The organism is Pseudoalteromonas sp. SCSIO 43101, from assembly GCF_023650775.1.
Taxonomy (GTDB): domain Bacteria; phylum Pseudomonadota; class Gammaproteobacteria; order Enterobacterales; family Alteromonadaceae; genus Pseudoalteromonas; species Pseudoalteromonas apostichopi.
The window spans coordinates 2,657,026-2,678,952 of the sequence record NZ_CP072673.1 but is presented as its reverse complement, the minus strand read 5'-3'; the positions used below and the strand labels follow the sequence as shown (position 1 = coordinate 2,678,952).

15 protein-coding genes, 7 tRNA genes and 1 other RNA gene are annotated in these 21,927 nt (G+C 41.2%); 16 read left to right on the top strand and 7 right to left on the bottom strand.

Annotation, left to right across the window (positions count from 1 at the left end):
* The 5 genes from arcA to trmB form a co-directional block, all read right to left on the bottom strand.
* Positions 1 to 717 carry a two-component system response regulator ArcA gene (gene arcA / locus J8Z25_RS12445; protein ID WP_054551295.1) on the bottom strand — a complete coding sequence of 239 codons (717 nt, stop codon included), beginning with the start codon at positions 715 to 717 and terminating at the stop codon, positions 1 to 3.
* 105 nt (positions 718 to 822) lie between these two features.
* Positions 823 to 1,344: a YfiR family protein gene (locus J8Z25_RS12440; protein ID WP_130050836.1), complete on the bottom strand. Its 522-nt coding sequence runs from the start codon at positions 1,342 to 1,344 to the stop codon at positions 823 to 825.
* Positions 1,344 to 2,966: an ATP-binding protein gene (locus tag J8Z25_RS12435; RefSeq protein ID WP_130050837.1), complete on the bottom strand. Its 1,623-nt coding sequence runs from the start codon at positions 2,964 to 2,966 to the stop codon at positions 1,344 to 1,346. The genes J8Z25_RS12440 and J8Z25_RS12435 overlap by 1 nt, the downstream gene beginning before the upstream one ends.
* 118 nt (positions 2,967 to 3,084) lie before the next feature.
* On the bottom strand, positions 3,085 to 4,113 hold the full coding sequence (gene rsmC / locus J8Z25_RS12430; RefSeq protein ID WP_250661138.1) for a 16S rRNA (guanine(1207)-N(2))-methyltransferase RsmC: 1,029 nt from the start codon (positions 4,111 to 4,113) through the stop codon (positions 3,085 to 3,087).
* A 17-nt stretch (positions 4,114 to 4,130) separates the two neighbouring features.
* On the bottom strand, positions 4,131 to 4,856 hold the full coding sequence (trmB, locus tag J8Z25_RS12425; protein ID WP_130050839.1) for a tRNA (guanosine(46)-N7)-methyltransferase TrmB: 726 nt from the start codon (positions 4,854 to 4,856) through the stop codon (positions 4,131 to 4,133).
* A 203-nt stretch (positions 4,857 to 5,059) separates the two neighbouring features.
* On the opposite strand from trmB, the gene mutY reads away from it, so the two are divergent.
* The gene (gene mutY, locus J8Z25_RS12420; RefSeq protein ID WP_175580500.1) at positions 5,060 to 6,136 is read left to right on the top strand and encodes an A/G-specific adenine glycosylase; all 1,077 of its coding nucleotides are present in this window, start codon (positions 5,060 to 5,062) and stop codon (positions 6,134 to 6,136) included.
* A 15-nt stretch (positions 6,137 to 6,151) separates the two neighbouring features.
* Entirely contained in the window at positions 6,152 to 6,424 is a 273-nt protein-coding gene (locus J8Z25_RS12415; RefSeq protein WP_036970432.1) for an oxidative damage protection protein, read from the top strand.
* A 51-nt stretch (positions 6,425 to 6,475) separates the two neighbouring features.
* Here J8Z25_RS12415 and J8Z25_RS12410 read toward each other — a convergent pair whose 3' ends face one another.
* Positions 6,476 to 9,238: a hybrid sensor histidine kinase/response regulator gene (locus J8Z25_RS12410; RefSeq protein WP_250661137.1), complete on the bottom strand. Its 2,763-nt coding sequence runs from the start codon at positions 9,236 to 9,238 to the stop codon at positions 6,476 to 6,478.
* Between the two features lie 393 nt (positions 9,239 to 9,631).
* Between J8Z25_RS12410 and J8Z25_RS12405 the strand changes: the two genes are divergently transcribed.
* The 10 genes from J8Z25_RS12405 (at position 9,632) to J8Z25_RS12360 (ending at position 16,724) form a co-directional block, all read left to right on the top strand.
* A tRNA-Phe gene (locus J8Z25_RS12405) sits at positions 9,632 to 9,707 on the top strand.
* 70 nt (positions 9,708 to 9,777) lie between these two features.
* Positions 9,778 to 9,853 (top strand) — tRNA-Thr (locus J8Z25_RS12400).
* Positions 9,854 to 9,888: 35 nt separating this feature from the next.
* A tRNA-Phe gene (locus J8Z25_RS12395) sits at positions 9,889 to 9,964 on the top strand.
* 57 nt (positions 9,965 to 10,021) lie between these two features.
* Positions 10,022 to 10,097 (top strand) — tRNA-Thr (locus J8Z25_RS12390).
* 35 nt (positions 10,098 to 10,132) lie between these two features.
* Positions 10,133 to 10,208: transfer RNA gene (locus tag J8Z25_RS12385), tRNA-Phe, on the top strand.
* 51 nt (positions 10,209 to 10,259) lie between these two features.
* Positions 10,260 to 10,335, top strand: a tRNA-Thr gene (locus J8Z25_RS12380).
* A 38-nt stretch (positions 10,336 to 10,373) separates the two neighbouring features.
* Positions 10,374 to 10,449 (top strand) — tRNA-Phe (locus J8Z25_RS12375).
* A gap of 547 nt (positions 10,450 to 10,996) precedes the next feature.
* Entirely contained in the window at positions 10,997 to 12,403 is a 1,407-nt protein-coding gene (locus J8Z25_RS12370) for an efflux transporter outer membrane subunit (protein WP_250661136.1), read from the top strand.
* Between the two features lie 2 nt (positions 12,404 to 12,405).
* The gene (locus J8Z25_RS12365) at positions 12,406 to 13,644 is read left to right on the top strand and encodes an efflux RND transporter periplasmic adaptor subunit (protein WP_239976761.1); all 1,239 of its coding nucleotides are present in this window, start codon (positions 12,406 to 12,408) and stop codon (positions 13,642 to 13,644) included.
* Positions 13,644 to 16,724, top strand: coding sequence for an efflux RND transporter permease subunit (locus J8Z25_RS12360; protein WP_239976760.1), 3,081 nt, complete (start codon positions 13,644 to 13,646; stop codon positions 16,722 to 16,724). Before J8Z25_RS12365 ends, J8Z25_RS12360 begins: the two co-directional genes overlap by 1 nt.
* Before the next feature lie 432 nt (positions 16,725 to 17,156).
* Here J8Z25_RS12360 and ssrS read toward each other — a convergent pair.
* Positions 17,157 to 17,340: non-coding RNA, 6S RNA (ssrS, locus tag J8Z25_RS12355), on the bottom strand.
* Positions 17,341 to 17,534: 194 nt separating this feature from the next.
* On the opposite strand from ssrS, the gene J8Z25_RS12350 reads away from it, so the two are divergent.
* Genes J8Z25_RS12350 through J8Z25_RS12335 form a run of 4 tightly spaced genes read left to right on the top strand, consistent with a single transcriptional unit; the run spans position 17,535 to position 21,797 of the window.
* Positions 17,535 to 18,098 carry a UPF0149 family protein gene (locus tag J8Z25_RS12350; RefSeq protein ID WP_130050845.1) on the top strand — a complete coding sequence of 188 codons (564 nt, stop codon included), beginning with the start codon at positions 17,535 to 17,537 and terminating at the stop codon, positions 18,096 to 18,098.
* Positions 18,099 to 18,118: 20 nt separating this feature from the next.
* Positions 18,119 to 19,444, top strand: a complete 1,326-nt coding sequence (gene pepP / locus J8Z25_RS12345; RefSeq protein WP_250661135.1) for a Xaa-Pro aminopeptidase — start codon at positions 18,119 to 18,121, stop codon at positions 19,442 to 19,444.
* An 8-nt stretch (positions 19,445 to 19,452) separates the two neighbouring features.
* Positions 19,453 to 20,634 (top strand): 2-octaprenyl-6-methoxyphenyl hydroxylase, encoded by a 1,182-nt coding sequence (gene ubiH / locus J8Z25_RS12340; protein ID WP_167658125.1) that lies wholly within the window; start codon positions 19,453 to 19,455, stop codon positions 20,632 to 20,634.
* Positions 20,631 to 21,797, top strand: a complete 1,167-nt coding sequence (locus J8Z25_RS12335) for an FAD-dependent monooxygenase (RefSeq protein WP_250661134.1) — start codon at positions 20,631 to 20,633, stop codon at positions 21,795 to 21,797. Before ubiH ends, J8Z25_RS12335 begins: the two co-directional genes overlap by 4 nt.
* Positions 21,798 to 21,927: the final 130 nt, after the last annotated feature.

Here is a 21,927-nt window from a genome sequence, read left to right as displayed (position 1 = left end):
TTAGCTGTCGATTTTACCAATGAAGCGGTAGCCTTCACCATGGATGGTGCTGATTAGCTCAGATGTGCTGTTATCGCTTTCAAAGTGTTTTCTGATACGACGAATCGTTACGTCTACAGTACGGTCATTAGCGCGAAGCTCACGACCAGTCATGTGCTTGATTAATTGCTCACGGCTGAAAATACGGCCCGGTGAGTCAAGCATTAAGCGTAGCGCGCGGTATTCACCTTTAGGTAAACGCTTCGCATCGCCACTTGGTGATGTTAAACAACGGCTGTTTTCATCAAGTTCCCAACCGTTAAATGTGATAACACCATTTGTTTCGATATTCGCTTCTTCGCCACCAAGGGCTGTGCGCGAAATAAGGTTACGAGCACGAATAGTTAATTCGCGAGGGTTGAAAGGTTTAGTGATGTAATCATCAGCACCAATTTCAAGACCTAAAATGCGATCAACGTCGTTGTCACGACCTGTTAAGAAAATTAAACCAACGTTACGTTTTTGACGTAATTCACGCGCTAAGATTAGCCCGTTTTTACCTGGTAGGTTGATGTCCATAACTACAAGGTTCACATCATCATTATTTGTAAGCTTGTCATGCATATCATCGCCATCAATGGCTTCAATAACTTTGTAACCTTCAGCTTCAAATAAACTAACGAGGTTTAGTCGAGTTACGTCTTCATCCTCTACGATCAGAATGACTGGCGTTTGCATTGTATATTAACCTTTTCGGAAATTTTATTTACAAAAATTCGGTATTATCAAGCAAAACCGAATACTAGAGATTATAGGATTAGATCCAATTGTTAACAAGTAAAATCAATTTGGATAAAACTTAGCCATAGCTAACAATCGAGATTGCACTTTAAAGTTATGCTGCAATACGTGCTGCTTATTGATATACAGTCGGATTTTATTTCCTTCTTGAACCAGAGAGGCTATACCGCCATTTTCTAAAAAGCTGATACTTTCACCTATCGTTAAAGTATCCAATGAAATTGTATCGGTCCAAAGTGGAAGTATATCATTTTCTAATGTTTCATCAATGTATGTGATATCACAAACTTGAGAAAGTTCAGAAATTTGCTGGGTTTTTTTCACTAATATAACTTTGATTGGCTTTTTGTTAATTTGCAGTTCATTTCTATCTTTAAGAAACGCACCAGGGCCTTTATCTAAGTCATAAAAACAGAATGAAATAGGTGGAGGATCCATTTGCTCATTAAACTTAGTGAACTTGGCAATTTGATACAAAAATGCCGATTTTACCTGGTCAGGTGATTTTGCAGATACCGGGCACACAACAAGCAAAGTTAATAAGATACAACTCACTAATCTCATTACGCTGCACCTTCTTGCAACGGCAGGGTAATTATAAAGTGTGTACCTTCTTGGACTAGTTCATCGTATACGATGCTACCACCGAGTGCTTGAGTCACTAGGTTATACACCAAGTGCATGCCTAAACCACTACCACCTTCACCACGTTTAGTCGTCACAAATGGGTCAAAAATACGTTTTCGAATCGATTTTTCTACACCATGGCCATTATCAAAGTAATGAATGCTCAAGCTACTTTCGTTGCGCTCAACGTTAAAGGTGATTTCGTTATTTTGATCGTCACTAAATGCATGTATCACCGAGTTACTTAACAGCTGTTGTAGCACTTGTTGTAACGGTCCAGATTTGGTTTCAATACTAACATCATTGTTGCAGTTAATCGTGATTTTTGGATTACGGTATTGAATTTCAGAGCGCATCGACATCACTACATCGCTCAATAAATTATTTAAGTTTATTTTGGTGGTGACTTCGACATCTTGATTAACGGCAACTTTCTTAAAGCTAGAAACTAGTTCAGCAGCGCGATTTAGGTTGCGATAGATGAGGTCTAAGTTTTCAATGCCGTCATTAATAAAGCGTTTTAAGTGTGCTGAAGTTAGAGTTTTTTGTTCAAATAGGGCATTAATTTCAGCGAGTTTATCACGGAGTAGAGTAGAGCCTGTAATGCCCAAGCCAATAGGTGTATTTACCTCATGGGCAACGCCAGCAACCATTTGGCCTAGTGACGCCATTTTTTCGTTTTCGACGATTTGGTTTTGGTATTGATGCATTCGCTCAAGGGTGTTGAGTAGCTCTTGGTTAGCCTCACGTAATGCGATTGTGCGCTGGTTTACTTTTTCTTCAAGGCTTTGGTTTAGTTGTTTAATCTCTTGTTTGTCTTTTTCGTGGCGCTCAATTTGCTTTTTAGTGCGCGCGAGCATGATGTTTAAGCTGCCAGCAAGTTGATTTATTTCATCAATATTGGTTTTTTTCGCACGAGTTTCATAGTTATGATTTTTCGATACATCTTGCAGCAGGTTACTCAGCTCATCAATAGGGTTTGCAATGCGTTTTTGAATACGTCGAGCAACAAAGTACACCAAAACTAGAACAAATAAGGTGAGCAAAATATCGATGATAATCTTACGATTAATGTACTGATTTAGCCTATCTAAGCCGCCGCGAACGTACACGTAACCAATGGTGTCGCCTTCGTATACGATAGGTGTTATTAGCTCTATATCTTCATCTTTAAAACGCGGTTCTAATAAATTATCGATGCTACCGACTTTAATGGGTACAGGTGGTGTTCGGTTGGCATTAAAACTACTAAAAAACACTGGTTCGTTTGATAATTCATCGATTGAGTAGATGTGGATGTTTTTAATGAGCGGCACAGACTCAAATGATTTTAAGCGCTCAGATTCTGTTTCGTTATCATCAAACAATACGGTGATTTGTGCATTGTAGGCGATTATTTTCGATAGAATAGAGATTTTATCGACAATCAGTGCTTTTTGCTCTTTGACATCTAAGTAAGTCGAAATAGAAATAGACAAAGACAAACATAACGCAGTAACTAGCATTACCGCATTGGTCAACGCTTTACGAATACTTGTTTGTGTCGAAAATGTCGGCATGCGCTTTTGAAGGCCAGAATTTTTGTTATTAGTAAGAGTTTAGTCTAGCAAAGACAATTGAAAGTAACTAAATATTTTAAAAAATATTTTTACTACGAATAAGCTATTTACTCAACTTTTATTTAGCTGAGTAAACTGCAAATTTAGTATTCTTGAAATCGGTACTGTATTGGCCAAATTGCGCTTCTAAAATAGGTGGGTATTTTAAGAAGCTGTTTGCAACTATGGTCAACTGACCTTGTTTACTTAAGTGCTGCTTAGCTGAGCTAAGAAATGCTTCGGCAATGGTGTAGTCTGTAGCAATACCGGTATGGAAAGGCGGGTTACTGATGATTAAGTCAAACTTACCATTAATATTTGCCAAGCCATCACTCAATACCGTTTGGCCTTTAAGGTGATTTAACGCCAGTGTTTGCTCAGTGGCATAAGTTGCTAATGCACTTACATCGCTACAAACAAATTCAAGCTCAGGCTGCTTTAAACCTAAGTAAGTCGCAATAATGCCGGCGCCGCAAGCAAAGTCGAGTACTTTGCCCTTGCTAATACTTGGCGCATTATTTAAAAGTACCGCAGTACCAACATCAAGAGCACCATGGTTAAATACCCCTGGCACACTGATCGCAGTAAATTCGACTTCGCCCGCTTTTACCTGAAATTGCTTATGGTAACGGCTGATATTAAAGCTATCGTTTAGCGTAAGCTCAGAGAATAAATACAAAATACAGTGCTTAGCACTATCGATTTTGTTACTAAAATTACATTGGTCTTTTAGCTGTTTCTCTGCTGATTTAACACCGCTTTTATTTTCACCTACCACAAAAAGTTGTACATCTTGATGACAAACAGCACGGATGTTATCAAGGCACATTTGTGCTTCTGGCTTAGCTTTAGGGTAATAGTAGATAACTAAATCGTAGTTACCATGTGGAATAGTGTGATCAACCACAGCATGTACGCCGGCAATTTTGCTGGCATACATGAAATTTGCGTGGTTATAGCTGAACGCGGTAATTACTGAGTCAGGATTGAGTGTTTTAAGTTCGTGTAAAAAGCCATCTTGCTCAAAGTTAACCACTAAAATCGATTTTCCAATAAGTTCGTCTTCATTTCGAAGCAATAATAAACTTGGATTGGTTAACTTACTCATGTTGCTTTTACCTTCTATTACTTAGTACGCTCAAACATTAGATCCCATACGCCGTGACCTAAGCGGTGACCACGTTGTTCAAACTTTGTCAGTGGACGTGAGTCTGGGCGAGGAACGTAATCGTTGGTTTCTGACTGGTTTTTGTAACCTTCAGCAACTTGCATTACTTCAAGCATATGTTCAGCATAGTTTTCCCAGTCAGTCGCCATATGGAAAACACCACCAATTTTTAACTTGCTACGTAATTTTTGCGCAAACTCAGGTTGTACAATACGACGCTTATGGTGACGTTTTTTATGCCATGGATCAGGGAAGAATAATTGCAGCTTAGATAAGCTTTCATCAGCAATACAATCAGCAAGCACTTCAACCGCATCGTGTTCGAATACACGTAAGTTTGTTATACCAGCTTCGTCCGCATCCATTAAACAGGCACCCACACCCGGGCGGTGAACTTCAATACCAATGAAGTTAAGCTCAGGTGCGTTTTTAGCCATTTCAACTAGCGATTTGCCCATGCCAAAGCCGATTTCTAGTACGACATCGTTATCGTTACCAAACACTTCAGCTAGGTTTAGCATGCCATTTTTGTGCTCAAGGCCCATCGTTGGCCAACACTTTTCGATGGCGGCGGCTTGGCCTTTTGTTAGGCGACCTTCGCGCTTAACGAAACTACGAATCGTGCGGATATATTTACCCTCTTGCTTTGCTTGCTCGAGGTTTGGGTTGCTTGAATCATTCATAAATTTGGCCTGATAAAAACACTGACTATAGAAAAAGGTTGCGTATTATCCCTGACCAGCGCCTTGAGTACAATAGTCAGGGCCTGTTTATCTTGCGAGATTAATTTTGACATTGAGGTAAAGCTGCTGCTGTTCGACTTGCTTGGCCTAACTAACTGCAATAGACTTGGCCGCAATGAGCTTCAGCAGGTAAAGACGTTATTTTGAATTTAAGCAATAAGGAGTCAACTTGGTTTGCAAACCAAGTGGTTGACTGGTATCACCTTCACGGCCGTAAAACGCTGCCATGGCAGTTAAATAAAACCCCTTATAAAGTATGGATTTCTGAGGTTATGCTACAGCAGACTCAGGTCGTTACTGTTATTCCTTACTTTGAAAAGTTTATGCAAAGCTTTCCTGACATCATTGCGCTTGCAAATGCGGATGAAGATCAGGTGCTACATCACTGGACTGGGCTTGGCTATTACGCCCGTGCGCGCAACTTGCATAAAACGGCAAAAATAGTCCGCGATAAATACCAAGGTAAATTTCCAACAACTCTTGAAGAGGTGATGGACTTGCCGGGTATTGGACGTTCAACTGCTGGGGCTATCTTGTCTTTATCGCTTGGCCAACATCATCCAATTCTAGACGGCAATGTTAAACGAGTACTAGCACGCTTTTTTATGGTTGAAGGCTGGTATGGAGTGAAAAAGGTCGAAAATCAACTTTGGTCATTATCATCGCAATTAACGCCTAAAGAGTCGGTCACTGAGTTTAATCAGGCAATGATGGATTTAGGAGCAAGCCTTTGTTCGCGGAGTAAATTCGACTGTGAGCCTTGCCCTTTAAATAGTAAATGCCTTGCTTTTAATGAAGGTAAAGTTAAAGAGTTTCCACATTCAAAGCCTAAAAAAGCAGTGCCTAAAAAGTCATGTCATCAGCTTATTCTAGCCTGTGACAATAAAGTACTCATGGAAAAACGCCCAAGCTCAGGGATATGGGGTGGTTTGTTTGGCTTTTTTGAGTTTAGCGAGTTAACTGAGCTAGAAACATTTTTAGCCCAGCATGGTTTATCTAACGATACGCAGGCACTTGAAGCATTTACCCATATATTTTCGCATTTTGAGCTGACTATTAATCCGCATGTTTTAACACTGCCGAACATTCCTGATCTTATCAATGAGCGTCAATTGGTTTGGTATCCGCTTGATGAGTCAGTTGAAGTTGGTCTTGCAGCGCCTACGAAAAAGCTGGTTAAACAATTAAGCGCAATAGATTACAATAGCATCACGCAATAAGAGTAGAGAGCAATTATGGCACGTACAGTATTTTGTCAAAAGTTACAAAAAGAAGCTGAAGGCTTAGGCTTCCAACTATACCCAGGTGAGCTTGGTGAAAAGATTTTCAACAACATCAGTAAAGAAGCTTGGGGCCAATGGCAACACAAGCAAACAATGCTGATCAACGAAAAGCATCTGAACATGATGGACCCAGAGCACCGTGCTTTTTTAGAAGAGCAAATGGTAGGTTTCTTATTTGAAGGTAAAGACGTAGAAATAGAAGGCTACCGTCCACCAGAAAAATAAGCCCATGATCTAAAAGCAAAAAGGGCCGTTATGGCCCTTTTTTGATAGGTGTTATTCAGTATCTTGCTCTGCTTTTTTTATTTGTTCTTTTAAATACTGCGCTACTTTGGAATATTCAATTTCATAGCTGTCACGCAGTTCAATTAAGTCATCGCTAGAAAGTTCATCTTCTTTACAGCGTTGTTCAAATACAGCAGCTAGTTCTGCAACTTTCATTGCGCCAATCGTTTTTGAAATAGACTTGAGCTGATGACAGGCTGATATAATGGCCTCTAGATCCTGCTCAATGACACCACTGTTGACTTCCTTACTTAGCTGGTAGCTTTGCTCTAAGTACATTTTAAAGAAGCGTAGTTTTTTGTTCTCGTCAGTACCAACATAATCAGCCAATACATTCATATCGATTGGTGCTGCCGGTCTTTTCACTTCGAGCTTAGTAGCCTCAGGGTTCGTTTTGTAAGCGCATTTGTGTAATGTGGCTTCTAGTACATTTAATTCAACTGGCTTAGTGATGTAATCGTTCATACCTATGCTCAAACAGCGCTCTTTTTCACCTTTAAGAGCATTAGCTGTGATGGCAATCACGTAAGGTTGTGCATTGATATCTTCAAGCTGTGACGCTTCATTACGAATTATTTCAACCATATCGTAACCAGACATTTTTGGCATATGTAAGTCGGTCAGAATAATTGAGTGTTTTCCTTCACGCCATGCTTCAAGGCCTTTTTCACCATTTTCAGCCAGCTCAACACCATAGCCTAGCAGGTGTAGTTGATCGGTTAACACTTGTTGATTTAGCACGTTATCTTCAACAAGTAATACTAGCTTATTTTCTTCGCGGGCTTTATCAACACTTAAGTAGTCGTTAAGTGATTTTTTTGAAGTTATTTGTTTTGGTTTATGTAAACCAGCTGCCACAAGTAGCGACATCATAAAGTTGGACTTGCATAGCGGTGCTGCGTTTAGGTAGAAAATATTTTTATGATTAACGGCGGCTTCGTCCAGTTTACTTAGAACTATAACTTGTTGTTTATTATCTTCTAGGGTGTAGAGTAAGCGGCGCAAGATATAGTTAATATCTTCCATGCTCTCGATACCATCGAGGATCCAAATAATATCTTTTTTATCCTGTTCTACTTCGATTATATCGCTGTTGTCAGCGATAACAGGAGTTGCTCCCATAAATGATAGATAACGAGTAAGTATCTTTTTACGACCATCATGGTTAGTTACAACCACTACGCGTTGGTTTTTCATTACCTGCTTATGAGCATATTCAACTTTACCTTGTGTACTAAAAGGTAATTCGACAACAAACTCACTGCCTATTCCTAGGTCACTAGATACAGAAATAGTTCCTAGCATTAGCTCAGTTAAGCTTTTGCAAATAGATAAACCTAAGCCCGTACCACCGTATTCACGGGTGATTGAGCCTTCAGCTTGAATGAATGGGTTAAAGATCTCGCGAAGCTGTGCTTGCGTCATACCCTTACCGTTGTCTAATACACTAAAACGCAGGGTGTAGTGGTCAGTGGTGTTTTGTGCCACCTCTACCGAAATCTTGACGTGTCCTTTACGTTTGTCGTCTGTTGAGGTGAACTTAATCGCATTACTACATAAGTTATAAAGAACTTGGCGAACTCGCACTGTATCACCAATCAAGTTCGTAGGAATATCAGGGGCAATAGCAAGTTCTAATTCAAGATCACGCTTTTTAGCAACCGATGATAAAACACGAGCGACTTCTTCAATGGTGTCTGACACAGAAAAAGGAATGTTATCGATGTTTAATTTACCCGCTTCAATTTTCGAGAAATCGAGAATGTCATCTAATATTCCTAATAATGAAAATGCAGAATCACGAATAATTGTGCTTAGTCTGTGCTGTGCACCATCTAGCTCTGTTTGGCGCAGTAAATCAATTGTTCCGATAACCCCGTTCATAGGGGTGCGAATCTCATGGCTCATGGTCGCCAAGAAAGTAGTTTTAGTTTCGTTTGCCTGCTCGGCTTTTAGGGTTGCTTGCTCAAGAGCAAGGGTTCGCTTGTGTACTTCATTTTCAAGGCTGCTTTGTAGTTTTTGTAAATCAGCCTGAGAAGCTTTGTTTTCTGTTATAGCTGACTGAACTTTATTTAGAAGCAAGTTGATGTGTCTAGCTACAGAGTTTAATCCAAAATCCAATTCTTCAGTTACGTGGGTCTGATAATCTGCATTTTCGGTAATTGCTTTTAACTCTTGACTCAAAGCGCTACTGCTTTTACTAAAACGTTTATTGATAAAAATGCTCAGTGCGAAGGATAAAATAATTAATGCAAGAAGAGTCATGGCTGCAAGGGCGAGTGAAACCCCTGTTGATTGTGTAACAGGCTGCTCAGATGGATGTTGTTTTACTATAAGTTCACCGACAGGTTGGTCATTAAGTTCAAGTACAGTGTGAATGAGTGAGTTTTGTTCTAGTTGTTGGTTTACTTTACTTGGCGTTATGAGCTTTTTGTTATTAGCGTAAACCAGTGAAACGTCACCATTGAATTCGTATCTATACAAGTAATAATCAAAGTTAGCCTGAAGGAGGTGTGCTAAGTCTAAAACTTCTTTTACTTTGTCTTGACCTGGCATAGTTAATGCGCTGACAAGTGGAGAAGTGAGTTGAGCTGATAGTTGCTGAGCTGTTAATTGAGGTTTATCTATCTTTTGTGGTTTATTACTAGTTGGATAAAAGGAATAAGCAACAACCGCTAGCAAGGCGATGACAAGGTTCGTGATTATAAAAAGCGGTAAGAGGCCTTTAACAGGTGAATTCGATTTACTTGGCATGGCATTAGTCCAACAATTAAACAGCAACATTGAGCATATTCTTGATTATTAGATAATCCTATCATCTACGAAGAAAAATTCACCACGTTTTTAACATAGGTAACCCTTTTATGATGAGGGTCAACTCAAAAGCGCTAAGTTTGTAGATTAAATAAGCTAAAAGCTATTAAAAACAGCAATCTTGATTGAAAACTGTGCAAACAGTTAGAATCCTCAAAAAAAAGTTGACTTGAGAGGGCAAAACCCGTTTAATACGCCGCACGCCCAGACAGCGACAACCAGTTTTGTTGATTAAAAGTGCGTTTAAAATTTAGTGCCAAAATAGCTCGGTATTAGAGCCGTTTGGAATTGCATTGAAAATCCTTGTGGATATTCTGCATAAAACTAAATATTGCCCAGATAGCTCAGTCGGTAGAGCAGAGGATTGAAAATCCTCGTGTCGGTGGTTCGATTCCGCCTCTGGGCACCATTATTAAATATATTGGTGTTTAATTTTTGATTAAAACATCAGTATAGTGCATAGCACACAAATTTAGTGTGCCGACTTAGCTCAGTTGGTAGAGCAACTGACTTGTAATCAGTAGGTCATCCGTTCAACTCGGATAGTCGGCACCATTTATTTTAATAGTTAGCATTTAGCTAATTGTTTTGCCCAGATAGCTCAGTCGGTAGAGCAGAGGATTGAAAATCCTCGTGTCGGTGGTTCGATTCCGCCTCTGGGCACCATTATTTGATAATCTCTTTTAAAGTGATTATAGTGCACAACGCACACGATTTTAGTGTGCCGACTTAGCTCAGTTGGTAGAGCAACTGACTTGTAATCAGTAGGTCATCCGTTCAACTCGGATAGTCGGCACCATTTATTTTAATAGTTAGCATTTAGCTAATTGTTTTGCCCAGATAGCTCAGTCGGTAGAGCAGAGGATTGAAAATCCTCGTGTCGGTGGTTCGATTCCGCCTCTGGGCACCATTATTTATAATCACAATGTGATTAAGTGCACAACGCACACAGGTTTAGTGTGCCGACTTAGCTCAGTTGGTAGAGCAACTGACTTGTAATCAGTAGGTCATCCGTTCAACTCGGATAGTCGGCACCATTTATTATCCTAGGCAGCAAATTGCAGTCAGGAACTTAGCCCAGATAGCTCAGTCGGTAGAGCAGAGGATTGAAAATCCTCGTGTCGGTGGTTCGATTCCGCCTCTGGGCACCATTGATTTAAAGCCTCGCAATTGCGAGGTTTTTTTGTTTTTGGCCCCTCCAAATCACGATTTTACATCCCGTAGGCGTGAAATTTAGAGCTATCAGCTTTCAGCCGTCAGCTATCAGGTGAAAAAGTTAGCGAGTTAGAAAGAGTAAAGGTACGAGTTTCGAGGCCCGAGATACGAGTTGAAGGAGGCGTTTTAACGCCGAAAAAAGAGTTATTAGATATCAGTGGTTAGAAGTCAGATTGAAAAGTGCCTACACTCAGTTTCAGATAAATGCTCACCCGTATATGTAAATTTATTACACGATAATAAACTCTTGTAAAAGAGAGAAGCTAGATCAAAGTTCTGATAGCTGATAGCTGATAGCTGATAGCTGATAGCTGATAGCTGATAGCTGATAGCTGATAGCTGATAGTTTGCAACTTACCTCCATTTTCCTACCGTTCATCGTAGCCACATGCCAGGCAGTGTAATGTTATGTAAAGTCAGTTGAGCAAAACTTAACGTGGTGCTTGAATTACACTCATAAATAGATGTTTTCAGGTTTTTAGAATGAATTGGCAATATAAGCCGAGTTTTTTGGCTTTAAGTGTAATTTTGCTAAGTGCATGTGCAAGCCAGCCGGCTCACAATGAACGAGTTGCTGAACTTGAGTCGGTGCCGAGTGCATGGCAGCAGCTTCCCGCAGACGACAAGGTGCTTGCAGTTCAAGATAACTGGTTGCAGCAATTACACGATCCTCAAGTTTTTAATTTAGTTGAGCAAGCATTGGCGCATAACCAAGCAATTTTACAAGCTGGTTTTGATGTGGCAATTAAAGAGCAGCAGCTTATTGCTGCAGGGGCTGATTTATGGCCAAGCCTAGATTTATCAACACGTGCTAGCCGCAGTAAAGATAATCGCCCTGTCAGTTACAGTAATGCCAGCTCAGCATCGCTAGAATTAAGCTACGAAGTTGATTTATGGGGAAAATTATCGGCCTCAGAAAGACAGGCAAACCTTGAGTATTTAGCAGAAAAAGCCATATTTGCGCAAAGCAAACAACAATTAGTGGCTGATGTAGTAGCTGGTTGGTTTGATGTTATTACTAATCACAAATTGCTTGAGTTGTTTAAGCAACGAGAACAAAACGCCGAGAAAAATTTAGATATTATTGAATCAGGATACCGCCAAGGTTTAAATGAAGCGCTTGATGTATATCTTGCGCGTAATGAGTTAAATACTGAGCGCTCGAATATTGCCGCGCAGCAAGCCAAGCTAACTCAATCGATTCGTGATTTAGAGCGTTTAACAGGTCAATACCCTGCAGGCGCATTAACTGTCAGTGCAGATTTGCCATTACTTGATAACACTATTCCGTTGGGCTTGCCTTCAGAGCTCATCACCCGCAAACCAGCGCTAATGGCGAGCTGGTATCAGCTTTTAAGCACAGACGCAGGGCTTGCTTATGCGCATAAACAGCGTTTTCCGAGTTTAAATCTTTCAGCATCAATCAGTGACAGCACCAATAGAGTAAGTGATTTATTTTCGCCTTCTAGCTTAGCTTGGTCGCTGATTGGTAGCATTTCAATGCCGCTCTTTGAAGGGGGGCGTTTACAAGCTAATGAAGAACAAGCAAGGCTTACCGTTAAACGTCAAGAGCAAGCTTACCTTGCCACACTCTATGATGCATTTAATAATGTTGAAACTGCAATTAGCCAAGAACAAGCTTTAAAAGTTCGTTATGAAAAAACCTTAGAAGCCCAAGAAAATGCGGTTGCCGCTGAGCGCTTATCCTTTGAGCAATATCAAAGTGGCTTAGTAACATATACCACCGTTCTAGATGCGCAAGATCGTTCTTTCAACGCGCAGAGTTCGGTCATCGAGCTTAAAAATCAGCTTATTAAAAATCGAATTAACTTACACATTGCCCTTGGTGGTGACTTTAGTGCAGCAAACAGCGAAGTAGAAGAGCAATAATCATGAATAGTAAGACACGTAAAATATTAATCCCACTTGTAGTTATAGCTGTGACGGTACTGCTCGTCATGTTTATTAAAGGCAACCCACCACAAGCAAACCGCTTTTCTTCACCACCGAAAGCGAAAGTAAATGTTGCTGTTAAAACGCTGACGCCAGAATCCTATCAAGTGATGATAGATAGTTTTGGAACGGTAAAGCCGCGTACGCAAAGTTTGTTAGTTGCTCAGGCCTCCGGACAAATTATAGAAATTAGTGAACAATTTCGTGAAGGTGGTTTTTTTGAAAAAGGCGATGTGTTGTTGCAGCTAGACGATAGAGATCACCGCGCCGAAGTGAAGTCAGCCCAAGCTGCTTTATTAACCGCAGAGCAAGGCTTACTTGAAGAACAAGCTCGCGGTCGCCAAGCTGAAACTGACTGGCAGCGCTTAGGTAAGGGCGAAGAAGCTAGTAGCTTAGTGTTGCGTAAACCACAATTAGCTGCAGCTGAAGCGAGTGTATTATCGGCTCAAGCCACCCTTGAAAAAGCTAAACTCGACTTAGAGCGTACAAAAATTACAGCACCTTACGCAGGTCGTGTTTTAAGTCGCAGTGTAGACTTAGGCCAAGTTGTGAGTAACAACATGGAACTAGCGAGCATTTATGCGATTGACCGTGTTGAGATCCGCTTACCAATCAAAAATAAAGACTTGCCGTTTATTAACTTACCTGAGCAGTTTCGTGACGGCGCTAAAAATAGTGCGGGTTCATTAGTTAAATTCAGCTCAGACCTTGTTGGTAAACAGCATTGGCAAGGTCAAGTTGTTCGCACCGAAGGTGCCATTGACGAAAACGCTCAGCAGCTTTATGTGGTTGCACAAATTAATGACCCTTATAAAGCAACATCTATAAATCAATATCCAATCAAAATTGGTCAATATATCAAAGCGCAGATCACCGGTAAGACGATTGATAATGCCATTGTGATCCCAAATAGTGCGATTTACCAAGGCACTTATGTTTATGTTGAAGAGCAAGGTGTTTTACGTCGTAAAAATATTTCACTTGCTTGGCAAAATGCTAATCAAGCTGTTATAGCTGATGGCCTGTCTGCAGGTGATAATTTAGTTATTACACCGCTTGGACAAGTTAGCTCAGGTACGCAAGTGACTGTGATGGGAAGCGAAGAGTATCAAGCTACGAGGGGGAAAGCTAAGCGTCTTAATAATCAAGAGCAACCTAAAGAGCAAGGAGCGCAATAATGATTGCTTGGTTTACAAAGAATCATGTTGCAGCAAACTTATTGCTGATCAGCATTTTATTAGCCGGTTTATTTAGCGTTTCGACACAAATCCCGCTTGAGGTATTTCCATCGTTTGAGTCAGATCGCATTAGTGTCAGTGTATCACTTCGTGGCTCGACGCCTGAGGATGTAGAAAAAGGGGTCTCTATTCGCATTGAGGAAGCTGTTCAAGATCTTGAAGGGGTAAAGCGGATCACGAGTCGTTCATCAGAAGGCTCTTCATCAGTAAGTATAGAGGTCGAGACAGGTTATGACCCAAGGGAGCTATTGGCTGATATTAAAAGTCGAGTAGATGCGATTAACACCTTTCCGGTTGATGCGGAAAAGCCGATAGTTTCGCTTGCCGAATGGAAGCGCGAAGTTATCGCAGTATCTGTTTCAAGTATTTATGGTGAAAAAGAAACACTTGAATACGCTGAAACTGTACGTGATGAGCTTTTGCGTTTGCCAAGTGTAACTCAAGTTGAGTTAAGCGGAGTTCGTAATTACGAAATAGCCATAGAGGTGAGTCAAGATACTTTGCGGCAATATGATTTGAGTTTAGCGGATATTTCTTCAGCTATTAAGAACTCAAGCACAGACGTTTCTGCTGGTAATTTAAAAACAGAGGGCGGTGATGTACTTATTCGCTCTAAAGGGCAAGCATACCGTAAAGATGAATTTGCTAATATAGTGGTTAAGAACCAAGCCGATGGCACTATTATCCGTTTAGGTGATATTGCCCGTATTAGTGATGATTTTGAAGAAACACCCGTTCGTACTCGTTTTAATGGTAAACAGGCAGCTTTTATTGATGTATACCGTATTGGTCCACAAAGTGCGATTGAAGTAGCTGATGCTGTAAAAAACTTTATTACAGATCATCAAAGTCAACTTCCAGAAGGGTTTGAGTTAAGTTATTGGGACGATGACTCCGAAGTTGTAAAAAGCCGCATAGCTACTCTCACAAGTAACGCAATTCAGGGCGGAATTTTAGTGCTAGCGCTATTAACTCTATTCCTACGTCCAGCTATTGCTTTTTGGGTATTTATTGGCATACCTGTATCGTTTATGGGCGCATTTTTGATAATGCCTATCTTTGGTATAACACTCAATGTAATCAGCTTATTTGGTTTTATTTTAGTGTTAGGTATTGTTGTAGATGATGCCATTGTTACAGGTGAAAACGTTTATACCCACTTAAAAACGGCAGAAAGTGGTGAACAAGCGGCTATTCGTGGTACTCAGGAAGTAGCAACTCCTGTGACCTTTGGTGTGTTGACAACCGTTGCAGCCTTTTTACCTTTAGCTTTTATTGAAGGTGCGCGAGGCGCTATCTTTGCACAAATCCCTGTCGTGGTTATTCCGGTTTTACTATTCTCATTAATCGAGTCAAAGTTTGTTTTACCTGCACACTTAAAGTATTTAAAGCTGCGCCACGAGAAGGGTGAACCGACCAAACTTGAACGCCTTCAGCAGCGCTTTGCCGACGGTTTTGAACACGCAATAATGAAATATTACCAACCATTATTGAATTTAGCCTTAAAGAATAAAGTAGCCACTGTGAGCTTATTTGTCGGTATTTTTATAATTATTATGACTTTAATAACAAGTGGTTGGACGAAGTTTACTTTTTTCCCTCGAATTCCAAGTGAAACCGTGCGTGCATCTGTTACTTTTCCCGCAGGTACACCGTTTGAAGTAACGAATAAATATGTAATCAAAATGTCAGACAAGGCAAAAGAGTTACAAGATAAATATCGTGATGAAGACGGTCAAAGTGTAATTTTAAATATTTTGGCAACTACGGGGGGGCGTGGTGGCTCGTCAAATACGGGCAGTGTTAGATTTGAGATTATGCCAGCTGAAAAGCGAGAATCAGATATTGGCTCTCGTGAACTTGCTAGTGAATGGCGAGACTTAATTGGCATTATACCGGGTGCAGAAAGTGTAACGTTCCGTGCTGAGTTTGGCCGAACATCGAGCCCAATTGATGTACAGCTAAATGGTAGCTCAATTGAAATGCTTGAAGCAGTAGCCGAAAGAGTGAAAGAACGATTATCGACTTATCCAACCGTCTTCGAAATTGCTGATAGCATGTCAGACGGTAAAGAGGAGTTGCAAATAGAGCTGACAGAGCAAGGTTTAGCATTAGGTTTAAACCGTGTTGATGTATCGCAGCAAGTACGTAATTCGTTCTTCGGTGCGCAAGTTCAGCGCATACAACGTGGGCGCGATGATGTGCGGGTTATGGTGCGTTTACCTATTGAAGAGCGTCGTTCTGTTGCTGATTTGAAAGACATTCTAATTAAAACTCCTGCTGGTGGGACTGTGCCGCTCTCGCATGTGGCAACTCTAGTACCGGGCCAAAGCCCATCATCTATTTATCGTATTGACCGCTATCGCACACTGAATGTGACTGCGGATGTCGAAAAATCAAATACCAATATGACGGTGCTGCAAGCAGATCTAAAAACTTACTTAGACGAGCTAATGCAGCAATATCCTGGAGTTGATTATTCACTAGAAGGTGAAGCCAAAGAACAGCGTGAATCATTTGGTTCACTGGCTTGGGGCCTAGTGTTTGTATTTTTTATTATTTATGCGTTATTAGCGATTCCGTTTAAATCATATATGCAGCCATTGATTGTAATGAGCGTTATACCGTTTGGCATGATAGGTGCCGTAATGGGTCACTGGATAATGGGAATGGATCTGACCATTATGAGTTTACTTGGCATGTTGGCCTTGATAGGCGTGGTTGTGAATGACTCACTGGTACTGGTTGATTTTATCAATAAGAAACGTGAAGAAGGCGGTGATTTACTTGAAACCGTTAAGCTTGCCGGTGCAGCTCGTTTTCGCCCAGTTATGCTAACCAGTCTAACCACTTTTATTGGTTTAATGCCGCTGTTATTTGAAAAAGCTACGCAAGCACAATTTCTTATACCAATGGCGGTAAGTCTTGGTTTTGGGATTATCTTTGCAACGCTTATCACCTTGCTATTAGTGCCGGTTAATTATCTATTGATGGAGCGTTTTCAAGGGTGGTTTAAGTAGAGCTCGAAGTTAACAGTTAGCGCTTGGTTGATATTAGGCGCTAGGAGCTAGGTTCTAGGACGCGGGGTAAACCCGCTGCTACAGGTAACGAGTGGCGGCGGATTTATCCCGCGTTTTTTGTTTTAAAAGAATAAAGTTAGCGAGGGGAAAGAGTAAAGTTAGCAAGTTAGCGAGGGGAAAGGGTAAAGTTAGATTGTGCCCGCACATTGCTATGGCTAATCCCGATACCGTAGGCGTGAAATTTATTTCGCGCGAATTCGCGCGAATAAGAGTAATAAGTTCTTGTATAAAAGAAAAACTACATGGAAGATTTTCGATAGCTGATAGCTGATAGCTGATAGCTGATAGCTGATAGCTGATAGCTGATAGCTGATAGCTGATAGCTGATAGCTGATAGCTGATAGCTGATAGCTGATAGCTGATAGCTTGATGGTGTTCCCCAAGTATGCGGTGCCCGGTGTCAGTCCTGAAACCTTGAGGTTTCAGGGCGGGGATCTGCGGTCTACCGTAGGCTTCTCGGTACATGCCGAGCTTGCACAATAGTAAACGAACAGAAACCCTAACATAAAATTTATCGGCTCAGGGACTTAACCAAGCTCCTACACCCTAGGGAACACCTTCAGTATATAAGACAAGTTTCAATCCTTAAACCATAGAAGTAAAAAAAGCGGATCGTTCGCGTAGTTTTTCCCCACCTTTAACTGCTTATTTACTTTTCAGATTGCTTTTTGACCTCAATCATACAATTAATTGGAGTTGCGATTTATCGAGTGGTAGCATGGCGTTACTTAGCCGAACAAAGAAAAAGTTATGAGCACGTTACCTGATTACCAACAAGCCCAATTGTTATTAGAAAAAAATGAAATTTTCGTCGCACCAGCCGAAGCCCATGGTGTGATCAGTGGTTTATTAGCCTGTGGCATCAATATTGAAGCCGAAGAATACTTAGGTTTACTAAGTGATGTATTCAACGATGGCTTAGCCTTCAATAAAGATTTAAAAGCATTTTTTGCTGACGTTTATTCTCAGGTTGTGGCCAGCTTTAGTGATGAAGAATTTCAGTTTGATCTATTCTTACCAAGCGATGATGAAACACTGATCGATTTAGCTAATGGATTAGTATCTTGGGTATCGGGTTTTATGCTTGGTTTTGGGTTAAAACAAAAAGATTACGGCAAGTTATCAGCTGATGTGAAAGAAGTAATTAGCGATTTTAGTGAAATTACCCGCTTAGACACCATGTTTGAAGAGACCGAAGAAGATAGCCAAGCACTGCACGAGGTGATTGAATATGTGCGTGTTTCTGCGTTGTTATGTTTTGCTGAGCTAGGTAAAGAGCCTACAGACAAAAATCCTAAGAAGACCCTTCACTAATCAAATTACAGAGGTTTAGCATGTCGTCTATTGTAATCGATAAAGCTGAATTTAAAGCCCGTCGTGAGCGTCTGCTTGCGATGATGGATAAAAACAGTGTGGCTATTATTCCTGCTGCAGGAGAAGTAACACGTAGTCGTGATACTGAGTATGCATTTCGCCAAGACAGTGATTTCTTCTACCTAACAGGGTTTAACGAACCGGATGCAGTTTTAGTATTGTGTCCGTCGAGCGATACGCCAAGTACTCTTATTTGCCGTAACAAAGACAAACTGGCTGAAACTTGGCATGGTCGCAGAATAGGCTTCGAAAAGGCTAAATCTGAGTACTTATTCGACGCAACTAGCCCACTTACTGAACTAGATGAACAATTATTAGATTTGGTGAACGGCCAGCAGATTTTATTTTATGCACAAGGCACTTACCCAAACTTCGATGCAAAGATCTGGGATTTATTAAGCACACTTCGCGGCGCACCTAAAAAAGGCTACAAAGCCCCGCACACCATTAAAGATATTCGTGGTTTAGTGCACGAAATGCGTTTATTTAAATCTGACGCAGAATTAAACATTATGCGCAAAGCCTGCGAAATTAGTGCGCAAGGTCATATTCGCGCTATGCAGTTTGCCAAACCAGGCGCAACTGAATACCAATTAGAAGCTGAACTGCATCATCATTATGCAATGAATGGTGCTCGTCATCCTGCTTATGGCACGATTGTGGGCAGTGGTGACAACGCCAATATTTTGCACTACACACAAAATGACGCTGAACTAAAAGATGGTGATTTAGTGTTAATTGATTCTGGCTGTGAACTTGAAGGTTATGCGGCAGATATTACACGCACTTTCCCAATCAATGGCAAATTTAGCGAACCTCAAGCAGCGCTTTACAATATTGTATTAGCAGCCCAAGAGGCGGCATTTAGCCAAGTAAAACCGGGTGGTAGCTTATCTAAAGCCAATGAATTGGCCTCGACGGTACTTACGCAAGGGCTCATTGATTTAGGCATTCTAACGGGCGAGCTTGATGAACTAATGGCTAACCAAGCGTGCAAAGCCTTTTACATGCATGGACTTGGCCACTGGTTAGGGTTAGACGTTCACGATGTTGGCGAATATAAGCTTGATGAAAAAGAGCGTGTATTTGAGCCGGGCATGGTGCTAACCATCGAACCTGGTTTATATATTAGCGAAGATGCAAAAGCACCAGAGCAATATAAAGGCATTGGTATTCGTATTGAAGATAACTTACTTGTCACGCAAGATGGCCATGAAAACCTGACCATTTTGGTTCCAAAAACCATTAGTGACATTGAAGCAGTGATGCAAGCAAACAAAGGCTAGGAGCAAGCGTGGCAAAGCAGTTTGATGTTGTCATTATCGGCGGTGGAATGGCGGGTGCAAGTTGTGCACTGGGCCTAAAACAGAGCAATAAGCAGTTATCAATCGCTGTAATTGAAGCAAATGAAGTAAGCGCGGACTATCACCCAAGCTTTGATGATAGAAGCATTGCGCTGGCTCAGCAGTCGGTGCAATACTTAAAATCAATCAATGCCTTTGATTGCCAAGCGCCATTTGCGGCAGCGATTGAAAAAGTAACCGTATCTGATCGTGGTCATTTTGGTAAAACACATATTGATTGCCAAGAATACGGCCATGATGCCCTTGGCTATGTGGTCGAAGTGAATCCATTTGGGCGTAGTCTTCATCAGCAACTCATGCGAACTGATGTCCGTTTATTTTGCCCTGATACAGTCGCCAAACTTGAATACCTGAGCAACTGTGCCAACATCACGCTGAGCTCAGGTGAGCAGTTAAGTGCAAAGCTTGTGGTGATTGCTGATGGTGCTCATTCACAAAGCCGTAAGTTGGCCAATATTGAGTTTAATACCCGCGCTTATCAGCAAGCGGCAATTATTGCCAACATCGAAGTGGCTGGTGGTCATCATCATCATGCTTTTGAGCGTTTTACGGAATACGGCCCAATGGCACTGTTGCCAATGAGTAATAACAGATACTCACTAGTATGGTGCATGGAGCCTGAGCAAGTTGAGCACTATATGACACTTGAAGACGATGCTTTTTTAGCTGCTTTACAAAAAGCATTTGGTTATTGTGGCGGTTCATTTAGCAAAGTAGGCATGCGTGCAAGCTACCCTCTGGTTTACGGTAAAGCAGAGTCACTTAGCAGTCATCGCACGGTATTAATAGGGAATGCAGGCCACGCTATTCACCCAATTGCAGGGCAGGGCTTTAATTTAGGCCTGCGAGATGTACAACTATTGTGTGATATGGCTAATAGAAGCGACCTTGGTGATTACGCTTTTACCCGTTATTACAGTCAAACGCGTAGCAAGGACATTACTACCGTGATGACACTCACAGACAGCCTAGTGCGTTTGTTCTCAAACTCATCACGATTGCTCGCACTTGGTCGCAGCATTGGCCTTTTCTCAATGGATTTATTCTCCTCGTTAAAAACCCCGCTGGCAAAACAGCTTATGGGTCAGGTTAAGCAAGGTAAACGGATATGAAACAAGCACAAGTTTGTATTGTTGGTGGTGGTTGTGTTGGTCTTACGCTAGCACTTGGTTTAGCAAAAGCAGATATCAGTGTTGTGGTTGTTGATGCAAGTAAAAATCAAACCTTACCGGGTGATGATTATGCACTTCGAGTAAGCGCATTGAGTCTTGCCAGTCAGGGCTTATTTGAGTCTTTGAATGCTTGGCAAGAGATCATTAAACAGCGTGCCACACCTTATACGTCGATGGATGTACGTGACCAAGACAGCTTTGGTAAAATTCATTTTGATCATAACGATCTCGACTTACCACAGCTAGGTCATATCGTTGAAAATGATATTATTCGCTACGCTTTAATTAGCGAACTTGAAAAGCAAAGTAATGCCGCTTTATTGTTCGAAACCCGTTATCAGCAAATTCATCAAACTGATTCTGATGTATTTATTACGCTTGAAAGCGGCGAGCCTGTGATTGCTAAATTATTAGTGGCGGCTGATGGTGCCAACTCGGCTATTCGCAAGCAGTTCAATATGCCAATTACTTTTAAAGATTACGACCATCACGCCATTGTTGCTACGGTTAAAACGTCTGATGAGCATAACAACACGGCACGCCAAGTATTTTTGCCAACAGGGCCGCTGGCGTTCTTACCGTTACCAGACAAACACACGCATTCAATTGTATGGTCAACAAGTCCAGAGCACTGCGAGACACTCTTAGCGCTTGATGATAGCAACTTTAATAAAGCAGTAATGGCAGCCCTTGATGGTCAATGTGGTTTATGTGAAGTGCAAAGTGAGCGCATGGCATTTCCACTTAAAATGCGTTACGCCCAGCAGTGGGTGTCTGGCAAAGTGGTATTAATGGGCGATGCAGCGCATACCATTCATCCATTAGCTGGTTTAGGTATGAATCTTGGCCTAAAAGACGCCGCTTATTTAATTGAGCTTTTAAGTAATGAGCAAGGTGAGTTTGCAAGCGCGCGCACACTGCGTGATTATGAACGTACTCGCAAGCTTGATGCACAAAAACACATTGCCATGATGCAAGGCTTAAAAGAGTTATTTGCAGGGGCTAACCCACTGAAAAAACTTGTACGTGGAGTTGGTTTAAGCCTTGTTGATAACCTTGGTCCAATAAAACATTTGTTCGCAAAAGAAGCGATTGGTAAATAATTGTTATTTCTAAATTTAAGCCGCAGCTAAGCAATTAGCTGCGGCTTTTTTGCACTTATATGAACGCAAAATGATAGCGCTGTCATTTTTGTTAGTGTATGATTAAATTTTTGTGATTGGTATGGAAATT